Here is a 26,724-nt window from a genome sequence, read left to right as displayed (position 1 = left end):
TGCTTGATAGTTTGAGCTGCACGGGGTCACCGTGCACGTGAACGATTTTATTGTAGCAGTCATGTATATTTTTGTAAACGCTATTATTTTCGCAATCCAATTTCGTTTTTCCCTTATCGTGCACATGAACGGATTGACCTGAGCCCTCATTCTATACTACGATTATCGCAAAACCATGAATCTAAAGTCGGGGGCTGCCGGAAGCTGATGAAAGTGACAAGTAAACAAATTGCGGAGCTGTGCGGAGTAACTCGGGGTACGGTCGACCGTGCGCTTAATAACCGTCCCGGCATCAATGAAGCTACGCGCGAGAAGATTATGAAGGTTGCCGGTGAACTCGGGTACCGACCGCATTTTCTGGCCCAAAGCTTGGTGAAAGGCGAAACGAAGACGCTCGGCATCGTGCTCTTCGACGTGTATAACCGCATCTTCTCGCAGCTGTTCCACTCTTTCGAAGCGGAGGCAAGAAGACACGGTTATTTCGTCTACCTCGTGCTGACCAACAAGGACAAAGAGTTGGAAATGGAATATATCAACAATCTGCTGGACCGTAAGGTCGATGGCATTGCGCTGTCACCGGTTAACATGGGCACAGCCTTCGATACTTTCTTGAAGCAATCCGGCGTTCCGATCGTCACCTTCGCCAATCGGGTATCTGCTAAGATGCCATTCGTCTGGATCGATGACAAACAAGCCATGAAAACAGCCGTCCATCATATCGCCGCCAAAGGCTACCGCCGGATTCTGTATGTCAGTCCACCGCTGCGGTATAAGGGCAAGAGCAATATCTACGTGCCGGAGCAGCGTTATAAAGGGTTTCTCGAAGCCTGCGCCGAGCTGCCTGATATCCGTTATACCGTCATTACGGATTACGATTACATGGAAAACTTGCTGCAGCTGATAACGGAATCGGACGAGAAGCCCGCGATTCTCTGCAGCAGCGATATCTACGCCCTCGACGTGATGCGGTTTCTGAAGGCGAACCATATCCGGATACCGGAGCAGGCAGGAATCATGGGCTTTGATAATATCGATATTCTTCACTACGTTGATCCTGCGCTGACTACGATTGATTTTCACGTTGACGAGATCGGGCGCAAAGCCGCTGAATACTTAGTCGCCAGCATTCAAGGCCGAGACATCCCGCAGCGTACGAATGTTGCTTACACGATCATAGAAAGGGATTCGCTATAGACCAATGGAAATACATGTCTAAATGATACCCCCGCAGTTGGACGGATAACAGAGAATCCTGTCACGGATGGGGGTGAAAATGGTCTTCTTGCCAGGCTGTCGCTCATACATATTGGGGATGTACTAGAGACGTATTGGAGGAATCATGTTCATGACAAATCCTACAAATCCTACCCCAGACGATAGGAAGACGCTGCATATTCCGCAGCCGATCCGAAGCGATGGCGCAGGCGGTCTTGATTTAGGGCCGCGCGATATTATGAGAGATATGGAGAATCCGGATATGCTTGTGCCTCCTGCAACGGATGCAGGCTTGCTGCCGAATTTGAAAATGTCGTTCTCCGATACCCACATGGTGCTCAAACAGGGCGGCTGGTCGCGTGAAATTACAGTGCGGGATCTGCCTATTGCAACAACGCTCGCCGGCGTGAATATGAGTCTGACACCGGGAGGGGTTCGCGAGCTGCATTGGCATCAACAAGCGGAATGGTCCTACATGATACGGGGCTGCGCGCGCATTACGTCTATGGACTGGCAGGGGCGCAATTTTATTGCTGATGTCGGTCCGGGAGACCTGTGGTATTTTCCGGCGGGGTTGCCGCATTCCATTCAAGGGCTGGAGGAAGGCTGCGAATTTCTGCTCGTCTTCGATGACGGGGCCTTCTCTGATTTGAACACCCTCTCCATCTCCGATTGGTTCGCTCATACGCCCAAAGACGTGTTGTCCGCCAACTTCGGCGTTCCGCAAAGCGCTTTTGATGCCATTCCGCACGATCAGGTTTATATCTTCCAGGACAGTATTCCCGGATCCATTGCGGATCAAGCCATCCAATCCCCTTACGGCACCGTGCCTCTTACCTTCAAGCACAGCCTACTCGCCCAAACCCCGGTAAAGTCTTCCGGAGGAAACGTCAGAATCGTGGACTCCACCAACTTCCCGATATCACGAACGGTAGCTGCGGCCCTTGTCGAAATTGAACCCGGCGGCATGCGGGAACTTCACTGGCATCCCAACAATGATGAGTGGCAGTATTATTTGACCGGTCAAGGGAGAATGACGGTATTTGCCGGTAACGGAGCAGCGCGGACGTTCGACTATAGAGCGGGCGATGTTGGCTATGTCCCTTTCGCCAACGGACACTATATTCAGAACACAGGCAGCCAATCCCTGTGGTTCCTGGAAATTTTCAAGAGCGACCGATTTGAAGACATTTCATTAAATCAATGGATGGCGCTGACGCCTCGGAACCTCGTAGCGCGCAATCTGAATGTCGGACCTACGGTGCTCGATGCGCTGCGTAAAGAAGAGCAGGCGGTCGTCAAATTCCCGGGTTTTACATATTATCCAAAATAAGGTCGCGGGTAAGGCACAATTAGCTGCTATGATTCCGCTTCCTGCTTCTTTCGTTTCTTTATGCTGTAATTGAACATCATCCGAAGCAGAGGCGGAACTGCGAAGAAAATAAAGAAGGTGCGGAACAACTGATAGCCCGCTACCATCGACAGATCCGCCTGGATTTCATGCGCGATGATGCCCATCTGATCCATGCCTCCCGGCGCCAAACTTAGAAGTGCCGTAGGCAAAGAGATCGGATGCAGCTTCGTCAGCCCGAAGCCGAATCCTGAGGCGCCTAGTATGAGCAGCAGGCCGCTTCCGAGTGCCAGAGCTATCGTCCTCAGCTTATTCGGCAGCTGCTGCGGTTTCAAGAGCAGCCCTACATAGGTACCGATCATGAATTGAGCAGCATCAATAAGAAGCGATGGCAGCGACGGACCATGCAGCCCGCTTAGCTGAAGGATCGCCGTTCCAAGAGCCGGTCCGAGCAAATAAGCAGTAGGGAAATTCACTCTGTTGCCAAGCACAGCGCAAGCAACGCTTACCGGAGCGAACAGGAGAATATTCGGAAACAAGCCGCCCCAATCAGCAGCAGCAGCGCTTGCGATAGACTGCGACACTGCTGATGCTCCTTCAAGATGCGCCTCCCCGAAGAACGGATTAAATATGAGCAGCGGTACACAAATAATGATCATCATCAACCGGATAACCTGTGTCACGGTTACGATCGTCAGATTAACCCCTTCGGTCTCTTCCGCAAGCGCAAGGACCTGCGTTAACCCGCCGGGCACGCTGCCGAGCAGCGCCGTTTTGAAATCCGTATGCGATAGCTTCGAGAAGAGATAAGCCATTCCCGTACAAAATAGCAATAATAACACGATCATGAGCATCATGGACGGCAGCTGATAGGACATCTCCCTCAGTGCAGCTGCTGTCATCGACAGACCAATCGTATAACCAACGATGATCATGCCGGCATTTCTTGCTTGCATCGGCCACTTGTAGGTTCTGCCTAGCAGATTAGCTCCAATCAACACCGCAATCATCGGTCCGAGCAGCCACGGGATCGGGGCATGCATCAGCTTAAATGCAAATCCTCCGATCAGTGCTGTCAGCAGCGTACTCCACATCCTCTTACACCTTCCTGCTCCTATAACATCTTTTTACAATACAACGAGTTCACCTTTTACGCAAAAAACACGCCTATTTAGGCGTGTGCGAACACTTGCAAGACGATGCAATCTTTCCAAACGGAAACACGTTCTTGCCGCAACCGACATAACATATCCCATGCCAAATGCCTATTAATTTAAGAAAGCAGGGAGAGCTATGACGGTTTCATACATGGACTACACGTCTCCGTCGGTCCAATTCACGTATAATCTCAATAACAATACCACGTTCAGAAAAGATGCCCGCAACTACATTAACACCTTATCCAACCAACAGTTAAATACACTCGTTGATGTTTCGCTGCTGGACATCTTCATGAGCAAAGGAAATGTTGTCGAGCCCCACTACCATCAGAATGCGGCTGAACTCGTTTACCTGATCTCCGGCGCGATGGTCGTCTCTTTAATCAACCCTTTTACGAATGAGCTGCTTAACTTCCCTATCAGCCAACCGGGACAGGTGGTCAATATTCCTCAGGGATGGTGGCATTATGAAGTCGCAACGATGGATAATACCCATGTATTAGCCATATTCGACGCACCGGTTCCTCAGTTCATTGGGGGATCCGACTTGCTAAGACTGACTCCTGCGAATGTTCTGGCTCATACCTATTGTCTCAATGAAGCAATGGTGAAGGAAACCCTGGCGCCCATTACGCAAACCGTGCTCATTGGCCCGCCAAATACGTGCAATAAAGCTGAACAAATGGTGCAAGGCGTGGCAGCTGCGGCACCTAGTATACCTGTACCTGTGACCGGCTATTCCTACCCGAAACGCTCCGTCATCGGAAACGGATGGTATCAGTACTAGGTTAGAGCTGAACAATTGGCGAAGCGAGCAGAACGGCAGCGATAAAAATAAGCTGGAGAAGCGTCCTTAACGGAAGTCCCGGCACGGGTCTGCCGCCGATGGTGAGCTTCTCCCGTGCCGCGCGCACATTCGCCGGGAACATAGCCACGAAGAGCAGCGCCAGGCAGATCGATGCGATAGGAGCCGTCAGCGGAATGAGAATAGCGGCCGCTCCTGCAAGTTCCAGCCATCCGGTCGCGGTCACAATCCATTCTCGTTTCGGGAACGAGGACGGAACTATCCGGATCAGATCCGGCCGTCGGCTCCCCCAGTGAGCAGATGCGGTCAGCAGCAGCATAAGGGCAACCGCTGCTTGCAGCGGCGTCTGCCAGCCGTCAAAGTAAGACAAGCCCGCCAATCCCAAGCAACGAAACAATAACCATGAACCTGCCAATACGATAAAAGGTGCCATACGATACATTCCTCCTAGTATTAGGTAGTAGGTTTAAGCATGCCGGCAATAAACTGAGCGAATTGTGCGGCTGTGAAATGACCGCTCACGATAGAAAATGAAGAACGGACTCGCAGCCCAAACGAGAGCAAGACGAACAACTCCGCCGTACGGTCCGCATCGATGGCAAGCGGGATTACACCATGCTCCTGACCTGCGGTGATCCAGCTTCGAGACAGCTGAATTGATCGTTCATAGAATTGATTCAGAGCATCCGCAACTGCAGGCTCCTCCTCCTTGCCCAGCAAATAAACAAACACCTTGTTTGTGACGTCATCCGTTTCTTCTAAGCTATTTAATCTGCCTGCAATACTCCCCATCGGTCCTTCAAACTCGCCGCCTTTTCTCCCCACCTCGCTCATAAACCGGTTGTTCGTTTCCTCAAGCCGCTCCAGCAGCACCCAGGCAAACAGTTCATCTTTGCTCTTCACATAATGAAAGATGGCCCCCTTCGAAAGCTCCGACCGCTCCATGATGTCCTTCAGCGTTAACGATGAACAGCCCTTCTCTTGCACTAGGGACTTCGTTGCCTCCAGCAATAAGCGAATGGTCTGCTCCCTGCGTTCCTCTTGCTTCACGTTCGATACCTCCATGTTGGTTTATTGGTTTCTGCGTTTCCATTTGTTGACTGTTATCTTTATTATATAAACCGACCATCGGTTTGTAAATAGGATAGAAGAAAAGGCCAAGCCTTTTTTTTCAAATGCTCGGCCTCTCTTAGGTACAACATCTACCCGATCGTCACATATTCTCGCTTCCTGCCATCCACTTCAATCGTACAATCCGCATCGCTGATGATCTCGACAACACGATTCCCTTTCTAAACGAATGCCCACCAGCAAGCCATCCGTAATCGCAATCGTATTGCCTGTAGACCTCTGGGTGCGCTTCTTGTGTTGCTCCTGGGGCTACTCTTCACCTCAATCTGCCACTTTTCCGGCGGATGTGTTGCTCCTGGAGCTACTCTTCACCTCAATCCACCACTTTTCGGCGGATGTGTTGCTCCTGGAGCTACTCATTTGCCGCTTCGCCATCACACTCGAACTATTGAACAACTAGCTCCTCGCGTTGACCAAGTTTCAACTCCACTTCCACAGTCGCTTTGCCCGCTGCAGCATCATACAGCACGCCAACGCTCTTGCCGCCGATGGTGACGACGGGTTCCCGCTGCGCGATCAGCTTCAATCGGCTCGTTCCCGCACCTTGGATCTGCGCACGAATGATGCCGTCCTCATAGGCATACTCCGACAGCTCGATTCCGAATGCTTTTTGAATGACCACGGGGTATGGGTTCGTTTGAATGCGGCGTACCTTAACCTTCGCAGCCGTCTCCGCCCCTGCGTTCCCTCCCGTAATATCTACAGGCAGCTTGTTAGTCGCTTCCAGCACCTGGCCACCCACTTCGATCGATTGAATGTACGGTCCTGAACCGGCCATTTCGATATCGAGACGTTGTTCGCCGAAATAAAGCCCTTCCAATGTCAGCTCTTCCCCGGCATAGGGATGGAAGGTTAAACCTCCCGTTTCCATGGATACGCCGACGACGCCATGAATAGCCGCTTGATACCAGCCTCTCATGGAATAGGCATGCCAAGTGCCATTTTCCGTATTCCAACGGTCCACGTCCGGCTCAGCCGTATCGATATAACAAGAAATCCCTTCCGGGCAAGTCAGCTTTCCGGTCCAATAGCTCACCCAGCCAATCCATTGCTCGATGAGATCAGGGCGATTACCTTCGTTAATCAGCTGCATGAAATATTCACCGGTAACCGGCCACCAACAGTGCAGCTGGTTGGCATCCATATCAAAGGCATCGGACCAAACCGGAATTTCACGCAATCCCGCTTTGCAGACGATATGGTTCGCGAAGAATGCAAGGGCTCCCGCATTCACCTCGTCCATCAAATCACTCAAATAGTGGCTCTCCCATTTGACCGCATTGGAGTTGAAGGAATTGCGTTTCTGCAGCGTTTTCGAATCGATGGAGCTGACAACGAACTGCTTCTCCTCGTCATAGAACAACGGTAGAAAGTTCTTCTCGATGCCGCTAAATACGGCTTTCGCTCGCTCTTTGGTCTCCTGATCACCTACAAGCTCTGCTAAATATTCCATCGAACGCGCCGCACAATAGAAGATCGTATTGTTCAGGCTGCTAATATCGCTGACCCCTGTTTCGTGCATGAACGCCGGAAAATCCGGGAACAGTGAAGCTCCTTCGCAGAAGCCGGTTCCTTGCACTTCCCGCGTCAGAATGAGGTTGAAGATCCGCTTTACAAAATCATACCGTTCCAGCACTTCTTGCTTATTACCGGTTGTTGCATAATACTGCTGAAGCAGCGAGATATACATGCTCTGCGCCGGAAGCGCGCTGACGCTGTTCAAAGTCATATCATGGCGGTAGCTGTGCGCAACGCCCCACTCCGCATCTGCCGTTTCCTCGTAGAAGCGAAGCATATCACCGATAAAGGATTGATCGCCCCAATATAGCGTGGCGTAATTGCTCGTAATTCCATCCCAGCCCCATACCCAGAACTGCTTGTTTTTTGCTTTAATAGCACCCGGAACGTCGGTCACTTTGCAGGATTCGTGATACAGGGGAATCAGACTCATGAAGTTATTTAACGATTCATACGGGCTGTGAAGAATCGGCGAACGCTCGCGGACGCGTTCATAACGGGCAAACTGCTTCGATACGGCCTCCTCGATACCGGCTGACAGCTGATAGGCTTTATTCAGCAGCGCTTCCCTCTCACATTCAAAGGTGATGATAAAGCTATAGGTCCGATTCGGTTCCAAAGGCTCGCTTCCAGTGAGCATATACTTCGAATTGAGCGGCCGCTTCGAATAACCGATCGGAAAATCCGCACCAATGCTAATATAGAGCGGAACCGGCTCCTCTCGATCATATTTACTTACATCCGGATTATTAATATTGATATCATCGGGATGGCCCGCTTCCCGCTCCTTCTGTATCTCCACATAAGAGCCCTGCAGCAGACTTGCCGCTTCATCATAGGACCATTCCTGCCACACGCGACTTGTACTGCCTGCGCTGAAACGGAAGTCCTGCGAATCTGCCGGGATTAACGTGAAGTCCTTGTAGAACTCCATTTTGTAGCGAAAAGAAGCCGGAAGCTCCTGAGGCGTCGTCAGCTGAAATACGATAGCCTCATCCACAGCCATAACCCGGTGCTCAAGCTTCACTCCATTAACCTCACACTCGGATTCGACGCCAAAAGGCCACAGCTTCGAATTCGTATAGGGGAGCTTATGCGTGACCCCATCCAGCTCGACAAAATGTCTAAACCCATCCCATAGCCGCTGCAGAAATATCGTGTTACATCCGCGGATGGCAAGCGGATTATGATAATTTACTTGTGTGATGGCATTCTCGTCGATTTGAAAATTCAACCGGCTGTCCGAGAACCATCTCGGCGATTCCGGAATGCCTTTCTCACTTTCTATCACGCCTCTGTTTACGATATAAGTCGTCTTCATCTCGTCAGTTCTCCTCTTTTACTCGTTTTAGGCTGAGAATCCAATCCTCTTGATCAGGCGTGAATGTTCTCCACATCATTCCGCTGCCATAGCCGTGATATTGATAACACCTTGTCGTCCACTTTATTCTAGTGCAAGCGCTATCAAGGAAATAGTGAATATACGGCTGACTTATGCTGCAATCTGGAAATGTGAATAAACAAAAGAACAGCAAACCGCAACATCGCGGCTGACTGTTTTATTATGAATAATTACGCCGAAACCGCCGATGTAGATTCCTAAGTGAGCTACTTTACCGCTCAAAAGAGGTACCCAATACCTCTCTTTGACCTCAAACTACCCCTTGCTCCATCAAGAGAGGTACCCAGTACCTCTCTTCGAGTCCAATCCACCATTATTCGATCAAGAGAGGTACTCAGTACCTCTCTTCCGACGTTATTCATTAAACAAGGCTGCCCCTATCATCTAATCGATGACAGAAACAGCCCCTCAGCAACTCTATGTTGTACTTGCAATCACACTAAAGTACCTGCATCAGAATGCGAAAACGCCCGGGACATTCCCCAGGCGTTCTTATCGAATCTAAACGACCGCTGCTAAACTATAGCCGCTTTCCAATCTCCCAATGATGGCCGAACGGATCGATCATCCGACCGATTCGCCAGCCGTGGCCTTCATTGACAGGCACGACAACCTCCGCACCGGCCGTGATCGCTTGCTCAAACAACGAGTCCGGATCGGTCACCGTCAGAATCATTCGGACGGAACCGGGCACATCCGGCTTCGGACTCGATTCCGGGTCCTCTTGAATCCAGAAGCCCGCTCCTTGAACCGACAGTTCCGCAAGAAGCGGCTTCCCCTCTTCTTCTTCCAACCTGTAAAGCTCAACCGCGCCGAAAGCTGCTTTATAGAAAGCTAAAGCTTCCGCTGCGCTGCGAACTGATATCCATGGAGCGATTGATGCTGCTGTAGTTTGTGACTGGACATGCGACATTGGTTAGCCTCCCTTTTGACATCCAAATGCTCCCACAATGAATCTTTTATCGAACCTATGCTCAATCAATCCCATGTCGTACACGTGCTCTCCAATAGCTCCATGCCTCCAAATACGAAGGCAGATCCTGAGGATGGTGCAGCAAACAGACGCCAATCCGATAATAAAGTCCAACTACTACTTCCCAAATCAGCTCCTCGTTCCTGATCGGCTCATGGGCAAGCCGTTCAAATGCGGGCAGCAGCGTTTCCATCGTCAAGTCATCCGGCGACGAAACGAATGCGAAGATGAAATCATAGAGCAGCGGCCCAGCCATCGGCGTCGGATCGATGACACCTGCTAGCTGCCGATCATGGAACACGAAGTTGTGTACGCCGCAGTCACCGTGAAGCCAATAACGCGGACGTCCTTCCCTGCACACGAGCAGCTTCCTCGCAATCGAGCTGACGAGTTCGTAATCGGCATCCGGAAGCAAGCTGCCGATCTCATTTTTTGCAAAATCTAAACCATCAAGCGTATGATCCTCCCACCCTAACGATGGATCCGATTGCTCCATTGTGCGGTAATGATTCAAAAGCTCAACCGTCAACTGAGGCATCCAATTCTGCTTCGAACCACGCTCATCACCTGTTGTACCGGGAACATATGCATATACGATATAAGAGTAATCCGGAGCTACGAAATGCACCTTAGGCATCAGCGGACTATCCGCATAATCTATCAGAAATTGCGCCACTACTGACAAATACTCCGCATCTTCCAGCTTCAGCACATATCGCGCCATCTCGTCCACCATCAAGATATACACGCGGCCTTCTGTCGTGCCATTCATCTGATGCATAAGCTTCGAATCCGGATCGATGATGCGCTGGATTGCAAGCTCTTGAATGATTTCACGGATTTCCGGACTAGCAGCCTGTTCTGCTTCCACCTGATTGCGCACTCCATTCATTTATAGAATTTCAACCACCACGACGACTAATGCTACCAAGAAGCTATGCAACCGTCTGTTCTCGGTTCGGTTCCACCGATCAGGACGCCATTCTTATCTCGCCAAATGATCTGTCCACAGCCAAAAGCTTTGCGGTCTTGAACGATCTGAATCTCATGTCCTTTGCGTTTAAGCTCCTCGACAACCTCAGTCGGGAACTCCCCTTCGACGGCAATCTGTTTGCCTTCCATCCATTGCCACCTTGGCGCATCGAGCGCGGCTTGCGGGTTCAGGCGATGATCCAATAAATTAGAGATCACCTGCAAATGCCCTTGGGGCTGCATAAAACCACCCATGACACCGAATGGTCCAATCGGCTCGCCGTTCTGCGTAAGAAAACCCGGAATAATCGTATGATAAGGCCGTTTACCCGGCTCCAGCACATTCGCATGCGCAGGATCAAGTGAGAAGGATGCCCCTCTGTTCTGCAAGCTGATCCCCGTGCCCGGCACCACGATACCTGAACCAAATCCCATGTAGTTGCTTTGGATAAAAGAAACCATATTCCCTTCTCCATCGGCGGTAGCCAAATAAACCGTCCCGCCTTTAGGCAGCTGCCCTGGTTCAGGCATCAATGCCGACTCCCCAATCAAGCTTCTGCGAAGAGCAGCATAGGAAGACGATAGCAGCTCTTCTACACTTGCTTTCATCCGGATTGGATCCGTAATATAATGCTTCCCATCTGCAAAAGCCAGCTTCAGCGCTTCGATCTGCGTATGATATCTGCTCGTGCTCTCATAACCGGAGAGATCCAGCCCATTCAACATGTTCAAGGCCATTAAGGCGACCAATCCTTGCCCGTTCGGCGGCAGCTCCCATACATCGTATCCGCGATACGGGACAGAGATCGGATCCATCCATTCCGGCTGGAACGGCGCAAGATCCGTGCTGCGAAGCAGTCCCCCGCTCTCTCTGGCATACCGATCGATGATCTCTGCCAATTCGCCTCGGTAGAACGATTCGCTGCTGGATTCCGCAATCAGCCGCAGAGTCCGGGCAAGATCCGGTGAACGCCACATTTCGCCGGGAATTGGCGCCCGTCCATCCGGAGCGAAGACGCGAAACCACTCTGCGAATGCCGGGTCACTCCCGCTTCGCTGCGAATACACCTCGTGAGCACGCTGCCATTTGAGCGCGAGCTCCGGTGATACCGGATAACCGCCATCTGCGTAATCAATTGCGGATTCGAGCAGCCGTGCAAAGGGCAATTCGCCGAAGCGAGCAGATAAAGCTGCCCACGCCGCCGGAGCGCCTGGAACGGTCACCGGCAGCCATCCGCTTGCCGGCATTTCCGTTTCAAATCCGCGCTGACGAACCGCCTCCGGCGTCAATAGCTCTGGCGCTCCTCCGCTCGCGTTCAATCCGTACATTTGCCCTTTATACCAAACAATCGCGAACGCATCGCTCCCGATGCCATTGCCTGTCGGCTCTACAACCGTAAGGCATGCAGCGGCTGCAATCGCCGCATCAATGGCATTCCCGCCCTGCTGCAATACACGAAGTCCCGCTTGCGAAGCGAGCGGCTGCGAAGTAGCAACCATCCCTTTCTTCGCAACAACTGCCGTCCTTCGGGATGGATACGGATACTCAGATAGATTGAACATGATCGACTTCCCCCTTGACTTGTAAATGGTGAGTGCGCTTAATGCCGCCTCTTAGTTGGCATTACCCATTTCCTGCGACATCGCAATAAGCTTCGTAAGTGTATTCCAATTTCGAACCGTTACCGGAGCGTTCAGCTTGTCCACTTGGATGGAAAGCTTGGAATCTCGCACGCTTTGACGAAATAGTAAGTATACATCCCGACCTGCGATAACATAGCGATCTTCTTTAAAATCATAGCTCTCCAGCTTCTCTATTTTAGCCGCCTGCGGCGCATCGAGCATCATCGCAATATAGAGGCATTCCCCTTCAAAAGAAGCTTCGGCAGCCTCAACTTCTTTATCCGAGAAAGGTAGATTGGCCGCAATGGCTGTAAGCTCTTCAGCAGTGCGAATAATGACGCGAATGGACAAACCAAATTTGCTCGCAATCAAAGCTTCGATTTGCTCACGCAATGTCAGCTCATCCTCATCCGACTCAAACAAAATATTGCCGCTCTGAATATACGTTTGAACCTGGGACAACCCCAGTGTTATCAGCGCTTCCCGCAGTTCTGCCATCTTAATCTTGTTCTTCCCGCCGACATTGATCCCGCGCAGCAAAGCAATGTGAATAGCCATCCACTCAACCACCACTTTCTGTAAAATCTATTTTTCAATAGTCTACCATATCAGCGCGTCCGGGGCGAAAGAAACGATTGCCGAGATTGCTCGTTATAGGTATAATCTTCCATAACAAAGCTTCCATTGGAGATGATGGTTGATGAGAATTCCTCAGTCCGGCCAACTTCATAGTCATCACAATAAGCGCTAGTTCGGTTCAACCGACATCGGCTATATAGAAGAAATCGATAGCAAATTAATGGAGCTAGTCTGAACTTAACTAATCCTTAGGAGTGATTCATCGTGGAAGCGATCAAACCGAGAGTTGAGAACTCACTTACGGTGCTGTTGGTATCCAATTTGGAACAGTCTATGAAGTATTATGAAGAGGCCTTAGGGTGTGAAGTGAATGAGCACTGGGCCATTCGCGACAATTTTGGCTTAGGGTTCAAATTGATTCAAGCATCCGATCCCGAAGACGTTAGACCTAACAAGGGAACATGGAATACTTACGCCTATGTACACACCCACACCGAGCTGGATGCTCTATATGCTGAATTTCAAGCAAAGGGAGCTATTATCGCGTCGGAGCCTCAATTAACCGAGCATGATTGGGGTGCTTGGAAGGATTTCTCGGTGCAAGATCCGGATGGCTATGTAATCGGCTTCGGCTCAGGAAATAAAAGATAATCAACTTATGTTCTACATGACACGCAAAGCTATTTTCGGGCAAATAAACGCTTTATGGTTCGTTAGAGCATTTCCACAAAATAAAGACGTGCCAATTGGCACGTCTTTCTCTATTCTTGCGACCGATTCTACTTGGCCCCTTCCGCATAAATATCCAGAGCAGCACGGATTGCTTCACCTTTCGTAATCGCGGCGCCATGCAGGGGCAGTACCGCTTCGAGCGCAGCCAGACCAAGCAAGATATTCGATTTACGGCAGCTGTATCCCATTGTGCCGATCCGCCAAATTTGGCCTTTAAGCGGGCCGAACGAGCTTGCGATTTCGATGCCGAAATCCGCTAGTAGCTGACTGCGCACCGCCTCTCCGTCTACACCTGCGGGAATCTGGATGCAGGTTACGACAGGCATCTTGCAGCTATCGTCGCCGTATCGCATTAGTCCCATCGCTTCGAGGCCGGCGACTAACGCATGCTCATGCAGGCGGTGACGCGCAAACCGCTGCTCCAGCCCTTCTTCCAGCGCTAAACGCAGCCCTTCTCGCAGCCCATACAGCATTGCTGTCGCCTCAGTATGATGGTTCAGCCGCTGCGGACTCCAATAATCCTGCAGCTGCGTCAGATCCAAATAGTTGCTGCGGATGAAGGAAGAAGGGTCCGCGTCGATGTAGCCTTCCGGTCGGATTCCCTTCTCAATCCGCTTGCGCCGCATGAGCTTCGCTTCAACCCGATCGTTGTATGTAATTGGCGCCATGCCGGATGGAACAGATAAGCATTTTTGCGTTCCGCCGATCACGGCATCGAGCATCCATGCATCCGTCTCAACGGGAACGCCGCCGATTGTCGCTACCGCATCCACGATGAGCAGAATATCTCGTTCTCGGCATGCTAGGCCAATCGCTTCAAGCGGCTGCATGCGACCCGTCGACGTTTCGCCATGTACAATGGCCACAAGAGCCGGCTTGAGTTGATCAATGGCATCGATCACTTGGCCAGGCTCAAACACCGTCCCCCACTCCGTCTCGATGGTCACGACTTCCGCTCCGCAGCGCTCTGAGATTTCGGCGAGCAAATAACCGAATCGGCCGAAGATCGGAACGAGCACCCGATCACCCGGCTGGATGAGGCCGGTTAGGACTGCCTCCAGCCCTGAGCGCGAGGTACCGTCTATCGGGAATGCCCATCGATTGGACGTTCGGAAGAGCTCGCGTAACATTTGCATCGACTCGTTCATAAGCGCCGTAAATTCCGGATCGAATTGACCGAGCATCGGATAAGAAAGCGCTCTGGATACACGCGGATCAACCTCGACGGGGCCCGGAGTCAGAATAATTCGAGGTGAGGGAGACAAATCGTTATATCGCTTCATGAGACTCCTCCGCATAGGCAAGTTGATAGAGCAATTCGGTTAATACGTCGGTGCCTCGTGCAATGGCATCCGGCGCTGTATATTCTAATGGTGAATGACTGATGCCGCCTTGACTTGGGACGAAGATCATCGCGCACGCACATTGCTCCACAAACAATCCCGCATCATGGCCTGCTCCGCTGCTGACCGTCATATGCGAGTATCCTTTCGATTCTGCAATGTGAGCAATGCGTTCTTGTATCGCTGCATGCATCGGTGCGGGCCGTTCGGTCAGCCAGCTCGACTGCGATATCGTGACATGATGCTGAGCCGCAATCTCGTCGAAAGCTTGAAAGGCACGCTCACAGAATGAGGTAATCACAGCCTCATTCCGATGCCGGATGTCGACGGAGAAGCGAACTTTACCGGGTATGACATTGGCGATATTCGGTGAAACGTCAAGCTTTCCCACCGTAGCCACCAGCCCATCCCCCTTCTCCAGCGCCGCCTTGCGCAGCCAAACGATCATTTCCGCTCCCGCTGCCAGTGCATCTTCGCGGATCGCCATTGGCGTCGTGCCCGCATGTCCGCTGCGACCCTCAAGCTCTACGAAGTAGCGCCGCTGTCCGAAGATGGCATTTACAACACCGATATCGCATTGCGCACGCTCCAGCACTTCTCCTTGCTCAATATGCAGCTCGATGTATAAGCCAATATCTGTCCGTCTGCATTTCCGAAATGCAGACGGCTCGAATCCCGCATCCACCATCGCCTCGCGAAGTGTAATGCCCTCGGAATCCTTCGCTTCCAAGGCTTCATCGAAGCTCTTGCTGCCGGTAACATTGCCCGAGCCCCAATAAGCCAGCGGGAAACGGCTGCCTTCTTCCTCGCAGAACGAAACCACTTCCAGGGTTCGCCGGGGCTGTCCATACATGAATAACAGCTGCGAAATGGCCGCAATGCCAGCCGCGATACCAAGTGCGCCGTCATAATGACCGCCACATGGCACCGTGTCGATATGCGAACCGGTCAGCACATGCGGCGCTTCTTCATCAGATCCCGCCAGTCTCCCATATACATTACCGACTTCATCTATGGTGACGGCGAGTCCTGCACCTGCCATCATACGCGCGACAGCTTGCTGTGCTTGCCGCCAAGCTGAATCATAGAGCAGCCGAGTGACACCACCGCGCGGATCTGCGCCAATCTTCGCCAGCTCCGCCAGCAGCTCGTTTGTTTCGTTGCATGTCTTCAATACGGACTCCCCTTCCGTACTTTCAAGTCCTTGAAACTCGTGGCCATAGTCGCTTACCGCCTGGCCGGTCGACTTTATCCCCGTCGCCTGCATTTGCGTTCCTGTTATATAGAATATTTCCCCGCAGCAACGTCATGTCTACTTGACAGCCAAACGGATAGCCGACATATGCGCTATGCAGATGACGATACTTCAAATGCTGCTTAGTAAGCACATACGGAGAATTCAAATCGACTAGGGCCAAGTCGGCATCATATCCGAGCGCGATCTTCCCTTTCCGGTCACCAAAGCCGAACCGCTCTGCCGGCGCGGCCGACATTGCCCTAGACAACACGTGAAACGGAATGCCCCGTTTCAATCCGCCTTCGCTCACAATGACTTCAAGCAAGCTCTGCGCGCCAAGGATACCGCCCCATACCCCAAAATAATTCCCATCCTTCACTTCCTTCATCGCAGGCGGGCAAGGAGAGTGATCGGAAGCGAGGATATCAATCGCGCCACCGGCAAGCTGTCTCCATAGCGCTTCACGCTCGCGATGGGATCGTATCGGAGGCGAACATTTCGCGCCGGCGCCAATTCGAATCACATCTTCATCCGTGAAAGCCAAATAATGCGGGCAGGTTTCCGCCGTAACATCGAGCCCCGATTGTTTCGCCTCGCTAATGAGATCAATCGCCTCGGGCGTGCTGATATGGACAAAATGCAGCTTGCAGCCTGTGCGCTCCGCCATACCCAGTGCCTGCTTCACCGCTTTCCATTCAGCTTCCGGCGGTCTGGAGTCCAAGTAATCGCGCATGCTTACCTTACCTTCCGCTTGCTTGTCGGCAGCAAGCGCCGATACAATCGTTTCATCCTCCGCATGCAGCGCCAATATTCCGTTCAGGGAGGCAATCCCTTTCATCCCTTCTATTAACGTCTCGTTGTCCACATTCATGAAACAGCCATCTCCCGTATCACCGGGGTAAGACATGAAGGCTTTATATCCAACCACTCCCTCTTCCGAGAGGGCCTCCAGCTCGCCGATGTTACCGGGGACAAGTCCTCCCCAGAGCGCATAGTCCACGCATGAACCGTTCTCTCCGGCTGCCGCATCCAGCTTAAGTTCCAGAGCAGGTAAATTCACGGTTGGCGGTAATCCATTAAGCGGCATATCGATGAACGAGGTACAGCCGCCGGCAGCCAGCGCAGCAGTCCCGGAAGCGAAGCCCTCCCAATCTCCAAGTCCCGGCTCATTGAAATGCACATGGGCATCAACAACGCCGGCGAAAATATGCTTGCCTACCGCTGAGTGTACGAGCTTTGCGGCTGAGGATGGAAGATTCGGCGCCAATCCGGTTATTCGCCCATCTTTGATTCCGATGTCGACGTTCTGGGTCCGATCCGGCAGTACGACACTGCCGCCTATAATGAGGAGATCCCATTGTATATCGTGCATCTCGCCTACCTCCCTAACTATGCATAAAAGGCAGCAAACCTCGCTTGACTCACGCCAATAGTTTACTGCCCCGCTATACTTGAACTTCAATGTTATATTACCTTACATAAAATCCGCTAGTACATTCATATTATCCTGATAATTGCAATCTGTCACGGCCCAATTCGTACAACTATTAATCTATGCATGCCAAACATCCATTAGAACGAGCATGTTCTCGACTACATCAACAATTTAACGTCATTTAACCTGACGCAAATAAAAGAAGAGTCGCAACATGCGCGACTCTTCTTCTAAACGAACGAAAAGCTATTGCAGCAGCCCCATCCACTTCCAATACGGAACGGAAACGACCACAGCCAGCAGCACGGCAATAGCATACCCGAAAGCAACCTTTTGCCCCTGTCGGTGGCTGAACGAACGCTCTTCAGAACTGAAATAAGCGGTCAAATAAGTAGGAGATTGATAGCTGAAGAAGAATGGATCGGTCGAAAGCAAGATGACAAATACCAGGATCCACGGATGGACGCCCGCCTGCTGGGATAATGGAAGCAGCGCCGTTACAAGCAGAATGACCGCCGGATCGTCTCTAACAATTAGCGTCACGGCAAAACAGAGCACGATAACAGCCGTCAGAAACAGCGCCGGCGAGCTGATAAAGACTGACATATTGGAACCCAGAAAATCAGTCAACGACTCCACGATCCCCAGCTCATTGGCCACATTTGCAAAACTAAAGGCAATACCCAGGAAAATCAGGAACGTCCAGTCGATGCCGCTTAGCAGCGACTGTCTGTCGAGAACGCCGCTAATGACCAGTACCGCAAAACCGATCAACATAATCCATGTGCTGTCTATGCCATGCAGAGGCTGCAGCATCATGAGCACAATACATCCGACCACGGTGCAAACCGATATTCGTTCCTCATTCGTGAGCGGCCCAAGTAACCGAATTTGCTCATCCAACACCTTGCCGGAAACTTGTTTGACGGCGATTGTATTGCCTTTAAACATGAACGACAAGGCAACAAGCATAACCGCAGCGAAGATGACGAAAGCAGGCAGCGCGTAAAGCGCCCATTCCAGCCACGTAACGGGAACGGCAGCCCCCGCCAAACTATACGCCATGACGTTGGTGTAAGAGCCGGTCAGCACGAACGGAGCCGTGAAACCATAGAACACCATAGCTGCAAGCCCCAAACCGGCGGCACCATGACTGCGATCCTTAAAGCCCATCGACTCCGATAACGTATGGGCAATCGGAACGCCCAGCGATACTTTAGCGGAAGACGATGGAATGAGCGGGTTCAGTACGATGCCACCCGCTACGATTCCCCAGAGCTGACCGCGAAAATGCGGCGGGAATCTTTTTAACGCGTGTAAGGACAGTCTGTAAAGGATGCCTGATTTCGTAATGACGACGCTGATCGACATGATAAAGATCATATAAAGCCACGTAGGGGAAGCGAACCCCGATAAGGCTACTTCCGGCTTGACAATATCGCCGAGCACCCATAACATCGCCATGCCTAACGCAACTATATAGTCCGGAATGATATTGACGATCCATAGAATAACCGCTGCGATGGCAATCCCGATGAACAGCATGCCTTTGTCAGTCAGGCCGGCAACCGGCGGTATGAAGGAAAAGATCGCGATCATGCTAAGAGCAAGTACGAGCGCTAGCCACTTTGTCCATTGACTTGGATTAATAAGACGGCTTGCTCGCTCCGCAAAGAACAAGCTTTTGCGATTAGTCAGCTGCTGCTGAGCGAGCTGATATTCCCTCTCCTCATCTTGGATGACGTGGGGTCTGCGGCCGGTTAATGTCTGAGCCGCTGCTTCTGCCAGCTGCAAGTACTCCAGTGCCTTATGCCGATTATGAAGCAGACGGCTTAGTTCGGCTCCCCACTCATATAAGGAAATGAGGTGCGCCGCATCGTCATTCACCATTCCTACTCTGACCGCATGCTCCACAATCCGAAGGCCCTCTTCTGCACCGTGCCGCATGCTTAATCGAACAGCCAGCTCAAATGCCGGATAATAGCGCACTAAGACCTCCACCGGACATTCCATGAACAATTGGAAGATGTCCTGCTCCTGCCGCGCCGACAACGACTGCTGCCTAATTGCGGAATGTATAACCTTGTCCCAGCTCCCCTCCTCCTTGTACATAGCCGCAAGAGCAAGCCACTGCTCCTGCTCTGTATAGAAGGCTTGTGCATCCTCGGTCCATTGTTTTTTCTCCTTGTAGCTATATTGAGCGGTAGCCATTTCCATCAATGCCGACTTAGCTTCCGGCTTGATCTTGCTCCACTGCTGCTCCCCAGTACCCTCAGTATCATCGCTTGATAAGAATTTGGTAATGACCGGGTATTGCATCATCTGCCCTTGCAGAGAGAAACCGAAACGAAGCTCTATCAATTCGTTATGAATGACGGCGATATGAGCGGACCATAACAGGAATTGAACGAGCGGCTCCGGCAGCTGCTCCAACTCTTGCCTAATCCACTGCGTCCGCAGCTCCTTCGAATCGCGCAATCGTTCATTCGTATTCATTAATCGCTGCGAGATAAGTCTGATAAAATAAGCTGAAATCGTCGGGTGCTCCGTGATGAGTCCATCGAAGGTTTCTCGATCGAGCTGCATCAATACGACATTGGTTGTCGTTACCGCCGTAGCCGAACGAGCTTCTCCGGTCAGCAGGGCCATCTCCCCCAAGGTGTCGCCTTCGTTTAAAAAAGCCAGCGAATGCCGCATCCCATCCGAACGAGTAAACAGCTCAATCGTGCCGCTGTCTATGATGTACATTGTATCTCCGGGATCCCCTTGTTCAAACAAGGTGGCTCCGGCTTGCAGCGAAAGCCTCTCGAGCTTCCCAAGCAATTTTGCCAGCTCCATATTGGACAGCTGCTTGAACATTTCAATTTCAATTAGTTTCATGGTACCTCTTCCCAAACTTTTGACCTATTACTTCAGATAATCTTCTATGATTTACGACATAAACCGCCTAGTTCCCTTCTTTTTACTGCTAGTCATTTTCAAAGCTCAGCGGCAGTCGCAAGATGCATGCAAAAAAAACACGCCGAATGCGGCGTGCAGGATCACTTGTATAATTGCAATTTATGAAGGTAACGAGGCCAGCATCTCTTGGGCTCTTCCTTCTCGCTCTTCCGCCGTCATACTCGGACAGACATAACATTTGGTCCCCTCGGCTTAGTAATACATAGATTGCAAAGCGACGTGCCGAAGAATGAGCCTGCCAGCATGTTGTCAATCGCTTGTACCGTCTCCATCCTACAATCAAATAAAGAAAAGCCCACGATGACGATCGTGGGCCCAGCAACATCCATTATTCCGCTCTTGCCCACGTACACGGTTCCCCGTCTTTCAGGCCGAGTGCTGTGCGTATCATGCGTTCTACTACCGAATAATCGTCCGGATTCTCGCGATAGAAATTCATACGTTCATGCGTCGGCGCTACGCGGTTGCACATGAAACGCGGAACACCAATCTCATTGTCGGATGGTGCGTGATACAGGAACGGATGACAAATGACCATGTCTCCGGGGCCTCCAGTTGTTTCCACTACACGAAGCGAGTAGCCATCCGGATCTTCATAAGCTGTATCCATGAACTTCTGCAGACGCTCCTTCTTCGCTTGGCGATCGCCCGAAGGTGCTGCCCCATAAATGTCGTCGGATGCTGGTTTGTTTTTGCCAAGCAAGTCTGCCAGCCAAGGGTGTTTATTACATTCGCGGATTGCCTCGCCAAGACCGATCCCCTCCGGGTGCTTCTCCAGCATCTTAGCGACGATGTTGTGGGAACCTTCAGCCACCAGTGTTCCTGAGCCGCCTTTGCGGACTTCAGAGAATAGGCAGACGAGCAACACGCCTTGTTCCCAGCTGTCCAAATAATGACGGAAATGGCTGCCATCATAATGCCAGTTGCCCGGCACCTCTGGGCCGAAGTTGACAATATAGCCACCCCAGCTGACATTCTCTCTTTCTTGGCCAAGCTGCCAGCGACCTTCGCCAATCAAATCCTCAATTGCGCCCGTCAATCGATCCGAGTTCAAGCCGTTGTGGATCGGATGCACATAGTCCCCAAGCCGAACAACCGGTTCCGTCCAAGTGCTTTCATCTTCTCTATGCACGCCGCGTTTCGCCAGCTCCTCCCATAGAAAGTCCTGCACCTTAAGCGCCTCTTCCCGTGGATAGGCTTGCTCGACTTTGACCCAGCCTTTGTCTATAAAATGCCGCACTTGCTCTTCTGTAAGTACTTTGGGCAATCTAAACACTCCCTAGTATGTGAGATGATTGAACTTGCTTGTACTTATGTTAGCGCTTTTATGCGATTAGAGGGAGAGAGGATTTTCATTAGCTGATAGGAATATCGTAGGAAACTCTGCCTGATTGCTAACAATTATCGGAGGTTCTGCCAACAATATTCCTACCTGACAGGCTGATAACATTTTGCCATCTTGATCGTCTATATGAATAGTGGGTTCATGCTACATAATAGGAGGAACACAATGAAACGGATCACCAAGACTGTAATCGTAACTGTCATTAGCTTTGCCGTTCTGCTCACTGGTCTGCTTCTGCTTGGCAATTATGTCCTGAATTTAGACATCGTCAAACAGAATCGGGCATTCTCCGTTCAGATTGATAACAAGTCCATCTACGATCTCGTCACAGTAGAAACGGGCTTGCTGACAAGTGACGAAGCAGGGAAAACCATCAAGGTTCAGCCAAACTTACATGCAGAGCCCATTCTTAGCGGAACAAGCAAGCGAATCAAACCAACGCTTAGCTTCGTAGGAGAAGGCGGTATCTACTTGAAATTCACCAATTCAAACGGGGAGACCTTCGAACGCTCTGTTTGCTCGTACACGGAACATCTTACCGGATATACAGAAGTGACGGTAACCAATAAAGATATCAAAGTGAATCAAAGCTGCTATTGAAGCTGTCCATTTGAACGCAAATAAGCTGCCGGTACTGCCGGACAGCTTTTTACTTTGCGCATCTAAATCAGTTTCTAGGATAATTGACTTGCATAATGTCCATGAACGGAACCTTCTGCAAACCCTCTGCCGTTTCTACATGCACCCGACCTGTCCGAGAATCCATCGTCACGATTTGACCTTGGACGGTCTCTTCTCTTCCCCACACCGACAACATGATCACGGATTCCTCTTGATACGCTTCGACCAATTGATTCCCCAATTCCTCCAGCACAAACTCGTCTCGTGTCGGCCTTTTTGGAACCTTTGCTTTTGCCACTACAGTCACTCCCCATCTATATGAAAACCATCATGTCTATTGATAATATGCTGCCAAGCGTCTCCTAAAGAGACCCTGGACATCCTATTATACCAAATAATTTCTACTAAAAATAAAAAACTTGCAGCACTAGAATACAACCCTGTAATGCAAGTGCATAAATATTCCAAACTGTCGCAAAATAACCATATTGAGCGTATTGGGAGTGTTCTGCGATGGGATTGTTCCGCAACATATTGCGAGGTAAACGGCAAACCAGCCGACATCACAGCTCGGCGCCTCGAGCGAAAAAGCCGAAAGCTATGAAGCCGATCAGCAGTGATATGGACACCAATATATCCGATATCCAGGCACTGCTCACTCAATCCCCCGAGCTAATTACAAGGCGCTTTCTAATTAAATCGACGCAAGAGCGTGCCGCTCTGGTCTATCTTGATAATATGACGGACAAGATTGCCATCAATAACGATATTCTTCGACCGCTTATGCACGAAACGGTGGCCGATCCCCGGATCGAACATATTATTACCGTCGGCGGGATCAAGACCGCAACGGATTTATATGAAATCGAGCAAGCCATTCTGCAAGGAACAAGTGTCTTGTTTGTCGAGAATAACAGTACGGCTTCTCTTCTGGATACGCATGGTTGGCCGCAAAGAGCGATTGAAGACCCTCAAATGGAAGCCTCTTTGAAGGGAGCCCATCAGGGCTTCGTCGAAACGGGGAGTCAAAATATCGCGCTTATTCGTAGATACATCCCGAATCGGGAATTGAAAATAAAAGAAACACAAGTAGGCGAACGCGGTTTAACCACAATCAGCATTTTATATTTGGCGGACGTCGCTAATCCGGAAGTGCTTCAAGAGCTTATCAATCGAATTGATCGAATTGATGTTGACGCTATCCTCTCTTCAGGTGAGCTGGAGGAGTTTATTGAAGATAACTCGTTCTCTCCGTTCCCCCAATTTGCAACGACGGAACGGCCGGATTCCGTAGCATCGCAAATCCTGCAAGGACGCTTAGCTATCGTGATTGATAAATCCCCGGAAGTGCTTATCGGTCCGGCTAATTTCACGATGTTCTTCCAAACGATCGATGACTACAGTAATCGCTGGCAGGTCTCGACATTTATTCGCATTCTGCGGTTTCTGGCTTTCTTCATTACGATCTTCCTGCCTTCGTTCTATATCGCGGTCATCTCGTACAACTTCGAGGTCATTCCGCTTCGGCTGCTATTGTCGGTTGGGCAATCCCGGGCAAGCGTTCCGTTTCCTCCGGTACTTGAAGCCTTGATCATGGAGATTACACTGGAAATGCTGAAGGAAGCCGGGATTCGACTGCCTGCTCCGATTGGTCAGACCGTCGGGATCGTCGGTGCGATTGTCATTGGACAAGCAACGGTTCAAGCCGGTGTCGTGAGCAACATCATGGTAATCGTGGTTTCGCTAACGGCTTTATCTTCTTTTATTATTCCTAATAACGACATGTCATCCGCTATCCGATTAATTCGCTTCCCGATGATGCTTGTCGCGTTTGTGTATGGCCTGCTTGGCGTAGCCATGGGTATGCTGGTGCTGCTTATTCATTTGATTTCACTTGAATCGCTTGGCACCCCATACTTCAGTCCGTTTAGCCCGGTAAGGTTCAGAGATTTGAAGGATACGATCATCCGATTGCCGATTTGGAAAATGACTACGCGTCCGCTCAGTGCCAGAGGCATTCAGAGTAAGAAGCAAGCTTCTGACCGAGGTGATAAAGGTTGAGAAAGTATGCGTTGAACGAGATTACCGTAATGCAATATATCTTAATGATCCACGCGACGCAGTTAGGATTTGGCTTATTGTCGCTGCCAGCGGATTTAGCCATGTGTGCCGGATCGGACGGCTGGATTTCCCTCCTGATCGGATGGGCGCTTGCCGTTCTTGCCAGCCTCTTTATTGTCCAACTGATGAAGAAACATCAAGATGATACGATCTACGATCTCATACCTCGTTACTTTGGCAAAGTGCTGGGTATCATCCTCAACAGCTGCATCATTGCCTATTTCATGCTCGGTTTCTTTGCTTCGTTCTTTTCCGCCGTTGGCTTCTTCAAAATGGAGATGTTAGCAAATACGCCGAATTTCTTATTAGTATTCTTATTCGCCTTGCCTACTTACCAGCTTGCCCGCAACAATGTACGCATTCTGGCCAGATATGCAGAAATCACGTTTTGGGCATTCATGTGGATACAGCTTGTCATCCTATATCCTCTGAAAGAAGCCCACTGGCTGTATTTATTGCCGATTCTCAAAGAAGGCTGGACGCCTGTCCTGCATGCAGTAAATCCGACAGGACTCTCTTTCCTCGGGTTTGAAATCAGCTTTATTCTGTATCCGTTCCTTAAACACAAAGAGAAGGCGGCAATGGGAATTATCGTAGGAAATACAATCACGCTTGTGATTTATATGGTCGTCATCCTGATTTGCTTCCTATTCTTCTCTCCGGACGATATTACTTCTTACAAATACCCAACCTTGAAAGTGTTAAAGATTATTGAATTTCGCTTCATGGAACGGATTGAAATTATCGTCTTAGTTTCCTACTTGTTTTTAATCTTTCGTGTGTGGACCTATTATCTCTACGCATCCACGTTTGGGATCAGTCAGCTGCTGGGGAAACAAGATCATAAACTCTTTGTTAGACTTGCCATTATTGGCACGCTTCTGATTTCGACCTTCTACAGACCTTCCTCCTCTGAGTTTGGATCGTTTCTTAAGTGGTTTGGGCAGGTAGGCTGGTACATCGCGTTTGCTCTACCTCTATTCTTATTGGTATACACAAGCGTATTTACGCGTAAAGGAGGCCTACAATGATCCGCATCCTGATGGTCCTCCTTACCCTGGCCATGTTTGCGCTGCTGCTTCCCGGCTGCTACGATCAGATGAATCTGGAGGATGCCTCCATATCTCTCATGCTCGGCATCGATGTAGATGAGAACAATCAAATTGTCATTTACTCACAGAGCCCTGTCTTCTATCGGGAAGCCAAAGAAAAAACGGAATCTGCATCCGTACGTGCAGATTCCATTAGGCTCGCACGCGCCAAATTCGACTCCATGCTAACCGGGATCACGACCGGCGGGAAGCTTCAATCCATACTAGTCGGCAAACGGCTTTTACAGCAGAAAGATTGGTATAATATGTTCGATCTTTTCTATCGCGTGCCGAGGCAGACCGAAACGCCTATCGTTGTCGTTGTTGACGGGCCGGTCGAGAGCATCTTTCACTATAAACCAGCTGATAAGCCGCGCCTATCACTTCATGTAAGGAAGCTCATCGAAACAGCGAATAATAGCAACATTACGGTTTCAAGGAACTTGCAGGAGCTGCGGCGAGAGATGAAAGACAAAGGAATGACTGCCTCCTTAACGCAGGTAAGGAAAGAGAAGAAAAACGTTGTTGTGACCGGAACTGCACTGCTGAACAAGCAAGGTCAGGTTAAGGAACATTTCTCGCTTCAAGAAACAACATTGTTTCTCCTCTTGCAGCATCGATTCAAAGGGACGCCCTCCTACATTCTTGAATTGGATGGCGTTCAAGAAGAGAGTGAAGATGACCACCATGCCATCAAGAATGCCGTAGCGTTCGAGATCTTGAAAAGCAGCTACGACGTAGATACAAACGTACGAGATGGAAGGTTCGTATTTGACTTAACCATGCAGCTAAATGTAGTCGTTTCGACGCTGCAAACCGATGATGCTGAATTCGCCAAGGAAACAACACCCAAATTACAGCGTTTAATTGCAGGTAAACTTCAGCAGCAGTTCAAGCAGCTCATCCGCAGATGTCAGGATCAGCAGATTGATCCTTTCGGATTCGGGATGTATGCCAGAGCTTATCAGTATAAAGCCTGGAAGCCTGTTCAGGAGGATTGGGGAGCTGCATTCGCGGATGCGACTGTGAATATTAAGTTGAATGTGTCGATTAAGAGTACAGGTGTTGTCGATTTATACAGTCCCTTGTAGTACTGATTGTGTCCCTAT

The 26,724-nt window shown here is 50.5% G+C and carries 22 protein-coding genes; 8 read left to right on the top strand and 14 right to left on the bottom strand.

All coding sequences use genetic code 11. From position 1 onward, the window contains the following. Positions 1–207 precede the first annotated feature (207 nt). Positions 208–1,194, top strand: coding sequence for a LacI family DNA-binding transcriptional regulator (locus AC50Y3_RS00720; RefSeq protein WP_494816868.1), 987 nt, complete (start codon positions 208–210; stop codon positions 1,192–1,194). Positions 1,195–1,345: 151 nt separating this feature from the next. Beyond that, positions 1,346–2,548: an oxalate decarboxylase family bicupin gene (locus tag AC50Y3_RS00715; protein ID WP_494816867.1), complete on the top strand. Its 1,203-nt coding sequence runs from the start codon at positions 1,346–1,348 to the stop codon at positions 2,546–2,548. A 26-nt stretch (positions 2,549–2,574) separates the two neighbouring features. Here AC50Y3_RS00715 and AC50Y3_RS00710 read toward each other — a convergent pair whose 3' ends face one another. Next, positions 2,575–3,660, bottom strand: coding sequence for an AbrB family transcriptional regulator (locus tag AC50Y3_RS00710; protein ID WP_494816866.1), 1,086 nt, complete (start codon positions 3,658–3,660; stop codon positions 2,575–2,577). Positions 3,661–3,859: 199 nt separating this feature from the next. Between AC50Y3_RS00710 and AC50Y3_RS00705 the strand changes: the two genes are divergently transcribed. Continuing rightward, positions 3,860–4,513, top strand: coding sequence for a cupin domain-containing protein (locus AC50Y3_RS00705; protein WP_494816865.1), 654 nt, complete (start codon positions 3,860–3,862; stop codon positions 4,511–4,513). Position 4,514: 1 nt separating this feature from the next. Here the strand turns inward: AC50Y3_RS00705 and AC50Y3_RS00700 are convergent, their stop codons facing one another. The 7 genes from AC50Y3_RS00700 to AC50Y3_RS00670 all read right to left on the bottom strand — a co-directional run bounded on the left by AC50Y3_RS00700 (position 4,515) and on the right by AC50Y3_RS00670 (position 12,708). After that, positions 4,515–4,964, bottom strand: a complete 450-nt coding sequence (locus AC50Y3_RS00700) for a DoxX family protein (protein WP_494816864.1) — start codon at positions 4,962–4,964, stop codon at positions 4,515–4,517. Positions 4,965–4,984: 20 nt separating this feature from the next. Beyond that, a complete protein-coding gene (locus AC50Y3_RS00695) occupies positions 4,985–5,581 on the bottom strand; it encodes a TetR/AcrR family transcriptional regulator (protein WP_494816863.1) in 597 nt (198 codons plus the stop codon). Positions 5,582–6,047: 466 nt separating this feature from the next. Then, complete coding sequence (locus tag AC50Y3_RS00690; protein WP_494816862.1) at positions 6,048–8,501, bottom strand: glucosidase family protein; 2,454 nt, start codon at positions 8,499–8,501, stop codon at positions 6,048–6,050. A 601-nt stretch (positions 8,502–9,102) separates the two neighbouring features. Beyond that, on the bottom strand, positions 9,103–9,495 hold the full coding sequence (locus AC50Y3_RS00685) for a VOC family protein (protein WP_494816861.1): 393 nt from the start codon (positions 9,493–9,495) through the stop codon (positions 9,103–9,105). A 61-nt stretch (positions 9,496–9,556) separates the two neighbouring features. Then, the gene (locus AC50Y3_RS00680; protein ID WP_494816860.1) at positions 9,557–10,426 is read right to left on the bottom strand and encodes a phosphotransferase; all 870 of its coding nucleotides are present in this window, start codon (positions 10,424–10,426) and stop codon (positions 9,557–9,559) included. Between the two features lie 53 nt (positions 10,427–10,479). Continuing rightward, entirely contained in the window at positions 10,480–12,090 is a 1,611-nt protein-coding gene (locus AC50Y3_RS00675) for a gamma-glutamyltransferase family protein (protein WP_494816859.1), read from the bottom strand. Between the two features lie 51 nt (positions 12,091–12,141). Continuing rightward, positions 12,142–12,708, bottom strand: coding sequence for a DUF1697 domain-containing protein (locus AC50Y3_RS00670; protein WP_494816858.1), 567 nt, complete (start codon positions 12,706–12,708; stop codon positions 12,142–12,144). 285 nt (positions 12,709–12,993) lie between these two features. Here AC50Y3_RS00670 and AC50Y3_RS00665 point away from each other — a divergent pair, with 285 nt between their 5' ends. After that, the gene (locus tag AC50Y3_RS00665) at positions 12,994–13,380 is read left to right on the top strand and encodes a VOC family protein (protein WP_494816857.1); all 387 of its coding nucleotides are present in this window, start codon (positions 12,994–12,996) and stop codon (positions 13,378–13,380) included. A 128-nt stretch (positions 13,381–13,508) separates the two neighbouring features. Here AC50Y3_RS00665 and AC50Y3_RS00660 read toward each other — a convergent pair whose 3' ends face one another. The 5 genes from AC50Y3_RS00660 to AC50Y3_RS00640 all read right to left on the bottom strand — a co-directional run bounded on the left by AC50Y3_RS00660 (position 13,509) and on the right by AC50Y3_RS00640 (position 21,704). Then, positions 13,509–14,744, bottom strand: a complete 1,236-nt coding sequence (locus AC50Y3_RS00660) for a pyridoxal-phosphate-dependent aminotransferase family protein (RefSeq protein ID WP_494816856.1) — start codon at positions 14,742–14,744, stop codon at positions 13,509–13,511. Beyond that, positions 14,731–15,978: a Zn-dependent hydrolase gene (locus AC50Y3_RS00655; RefSeq protein WP_494816855.1), complete on the bottom strand. Its 1,248-nt coding sequence runs from the start codon at positions 15,976–15,978 to the stop codon at positions 14,731–14,733. The genes AC50Y3_RS00660 and AC50Y3_RS00655 overlap by 14 nt, the downstream gene beginning before the upstream one ends. A 22-nt stretch (positions 15,979–16,000) precedes the next feature. Beyond that, a complete protein-coding gene (gene allB, locus AC50Y3_RS00650) occupies positions 16,001–17,413 on the bottom strand; it encodes an allantoinase AllB (protein WP_494816854.1) in 1,413 nt (470 codons plus the stop codon). Between the two features lie 309 nt (positions 17,414–17,722). Further along, a complete protein-coding gene (locus tag AC50Y3_RS00645; protein ID WP_494816853.1) occupies positions 17,723–20,356 on the bottom strand; it encodes an SLC13 family permease in 2,634 nt (877 codons plus the stop codon). Between the two features lie 409 nt (positions 20,357–20,765). After that, the gene (locus AC50Y3_RS00640) at positions 20,766–21,704 is read right to left on the bottom strand and encodes a phytanoyl-CoA dioxygenase family protein (protein WP_494816852.1); all 939 of its coding nucleotides are present in this window, start codon (positions 21,702–21,704) and stop codon (positions 20,766–20,768) included. Positions 21,705–21,947: 243 nt separating this feature from the next. On the opposite strand from AC50Y3_RS00640, the gene AC50Y3_RS00635 reads away from it, so the two are divergent. Then, entirely contained in the window at positions 21,948–22,382 is a 435-nt protein-coding gene (locus tag AC50Y3_RS00635) for a hypothetical protein (protein ID WP_494816851.1), read from the top strand. A gap of 67 nt (positions 22,383–22,449) precedes the next feature. Here the strand turns inward: AC50Y3_RS00635 and AC50Y3_RS00630 are convergent, their stop codons facing one another. Continuing rightward, positions 22,450–22,701, bottom strand: a complete 252-nt coding sequence (locus AC50Y3_RS00630; RefSeq protein ID WP_494816850.1) for a YolD-like family protein — start codon at positions 22,699–22,701, stop codon at positions 22,450–22,452. 215 nt (positions 22,702–22,916) lie between these two features. Between AC50Y3_RS00630 and AC50Y3_RS00625 the strand changes: the two genes are divergently transcribed. From AC50Y3_RS00625 to AC50Y3_RS00615, 3 genes are read left to right on the top strand one after another with little or no spacing between them, the layout of a single operon-like run. After that, on the top strand, positions 22,917–24,464 hold the full coding sequence (locus AC50Y3_RS00625) for a spore germination protein (RefSeq protein WP_494816849.1): 1,548 nt from the start codon (positions 22,917–22,919) through the stop codon (positions 24,462–24,464). After that, on the top strand, positions 24,461–25,555 hold the full coding sequence (locus tag AC50Y3_RS00620) for a GerAB/ArcD/ProY family transporter (RefSeq protein WP_494816848.1): 1,095 nt from the start codon (positions 24,461–24,463) through the stop codon (positions 25,553–25,555). Before AC50Y3_RS00625 ends, AC50Y3_RS00620 begins: the two co-directional genes overlap by 4 nt. Beyond that, positions 25,552–26,706, top strand: coding sequence for a Ger(x)C family spore germination protein (locus AC50Y3_RS00615; RefSeq protein WP_494816847.1), 1,155 nt, complete (start codon positions 25,552–25,554; stop codon positions 26,704–26,706). Before AC50Y3_RS00620 ends, AC50Y3_RS00615 begins: the two co-directional genes overlap by 4 nt. The last annotated feature ends 18 nt before the right edge of the window (positions 26,707–26,724 follow it).

This window comes from Paenibacillus sp. J22R98, from assembly GCF_059383835.1.
Note: the sequence above shows the minus strand (reverse complement) of the source record. Positions and strands in the feature narration are given on the sequence as shown.

Bases quoted from the DNA above. Each gene is read 5' to 3' on its own strand.
- AC50Y3_RS00720 (WP_494816868.1), top strand. From the start codon at position 208: ATGAAAGTGACAAGTAAACAAATTGCGGAGCTGTGCGGAGTAACTCGG.
- AC50Y3_RS00715 (WP_494816867.1), top strand. From the start codon at position 1,346: ATGACAAATCCTACAAATCCTACCCCAGACGATAGGAAGACGCTGCAT.
- AC50Y3_RS00710 (WP_494816866.1), bottom strand. From the start codon at position 3,660: ATGTGGAGTACGCTGCTGACAGCACTGATCGGAGGATTTGCATTTAAG.
- AC50Y3_RS00705 (WP_494816865.1), top strand. From the start codon at position 3,860: ATGACGGTTTCATACATGGACTACACGTCTCCGTCGGTCCAATTCACG.
- AC50Y3_RS00700 (WP_494816864.1), bottom strand. From the start codon at position 4,964: ATGGCACCTTTTATCGTATTGGCAGGTTCATGGTTATTGTTTCGTTGC.
- AC50Y3_RS00690 (WP_494816862.1), bottom strand. From the start codon at position 8,501: ATGAAGACGACTTATATCGTAAACAGAGGCGTGATAGAAAGTGAGAAA.
- AC50Y3_RS00685 (WP_494816861.1), bottom strand. From the start codon at position 9,495: ATGTCGCATGTCCAGTCACAAACTACAGCAGCATCAATCGCTCCATGG.
- AC50Y3_RS00675 (WP_494816859.1), bottom strand. From the start codon at position 12,090: ATGTTCAATCTATCTGAGTATCCGTATCCATCCCGAAGGACGGCAGTT.
- AC50Y3_RS00670 (WP_494816858.1), bottom strand. From the start codon at position 12,708: ATGGCTATTCACATTGCTTTGCTGCGCGGGATCAATGTCGGCGGGAAG.
- AC50Y3_RS00660 (WP_494816856.1), bottom strand. From the start codon at position 14,744: ATGAAGCGATATAACGATTTGTCTCCCTCACCTCGAATTATTCTGACT.
- allB (WP_494816854.1), bottom strand. From the start codon at position 17,413: ATGCACGATATACAATGGGATCTCCTCATTATAGGCGGCAGTGTCGTA.
- AC50Y3_RS00645 (WP_494816853.1), bottom strand. From the start codon at position 20,356: ATGAAACTAATTGAAATTGAAATGTTCAAGCAGCTGTCCAATATGGAG.
- AC50Y3_RS00635 (WP_494816851.1), top strand. From the start codon at position 21,948: ATGAAACGGATCACCAAGACTGTAATCGTAACTGTCATTAGCTTTGCC.
- AC50Y3_RS00625 (WP_494816849.1), top strand. From the start codon at position 22,917: ATGGGATTGTTCCGCAACATATTGCGAGGTAAACGGCAAACCAGCCGA.
- AC50Y3_RS00615 (WP_494816847.1), top strand. From the start codon at position 25,552: ATGATCCGCATCCTGATGGTCCTCCTTACCCTGGCCATGTTTGCGCTG.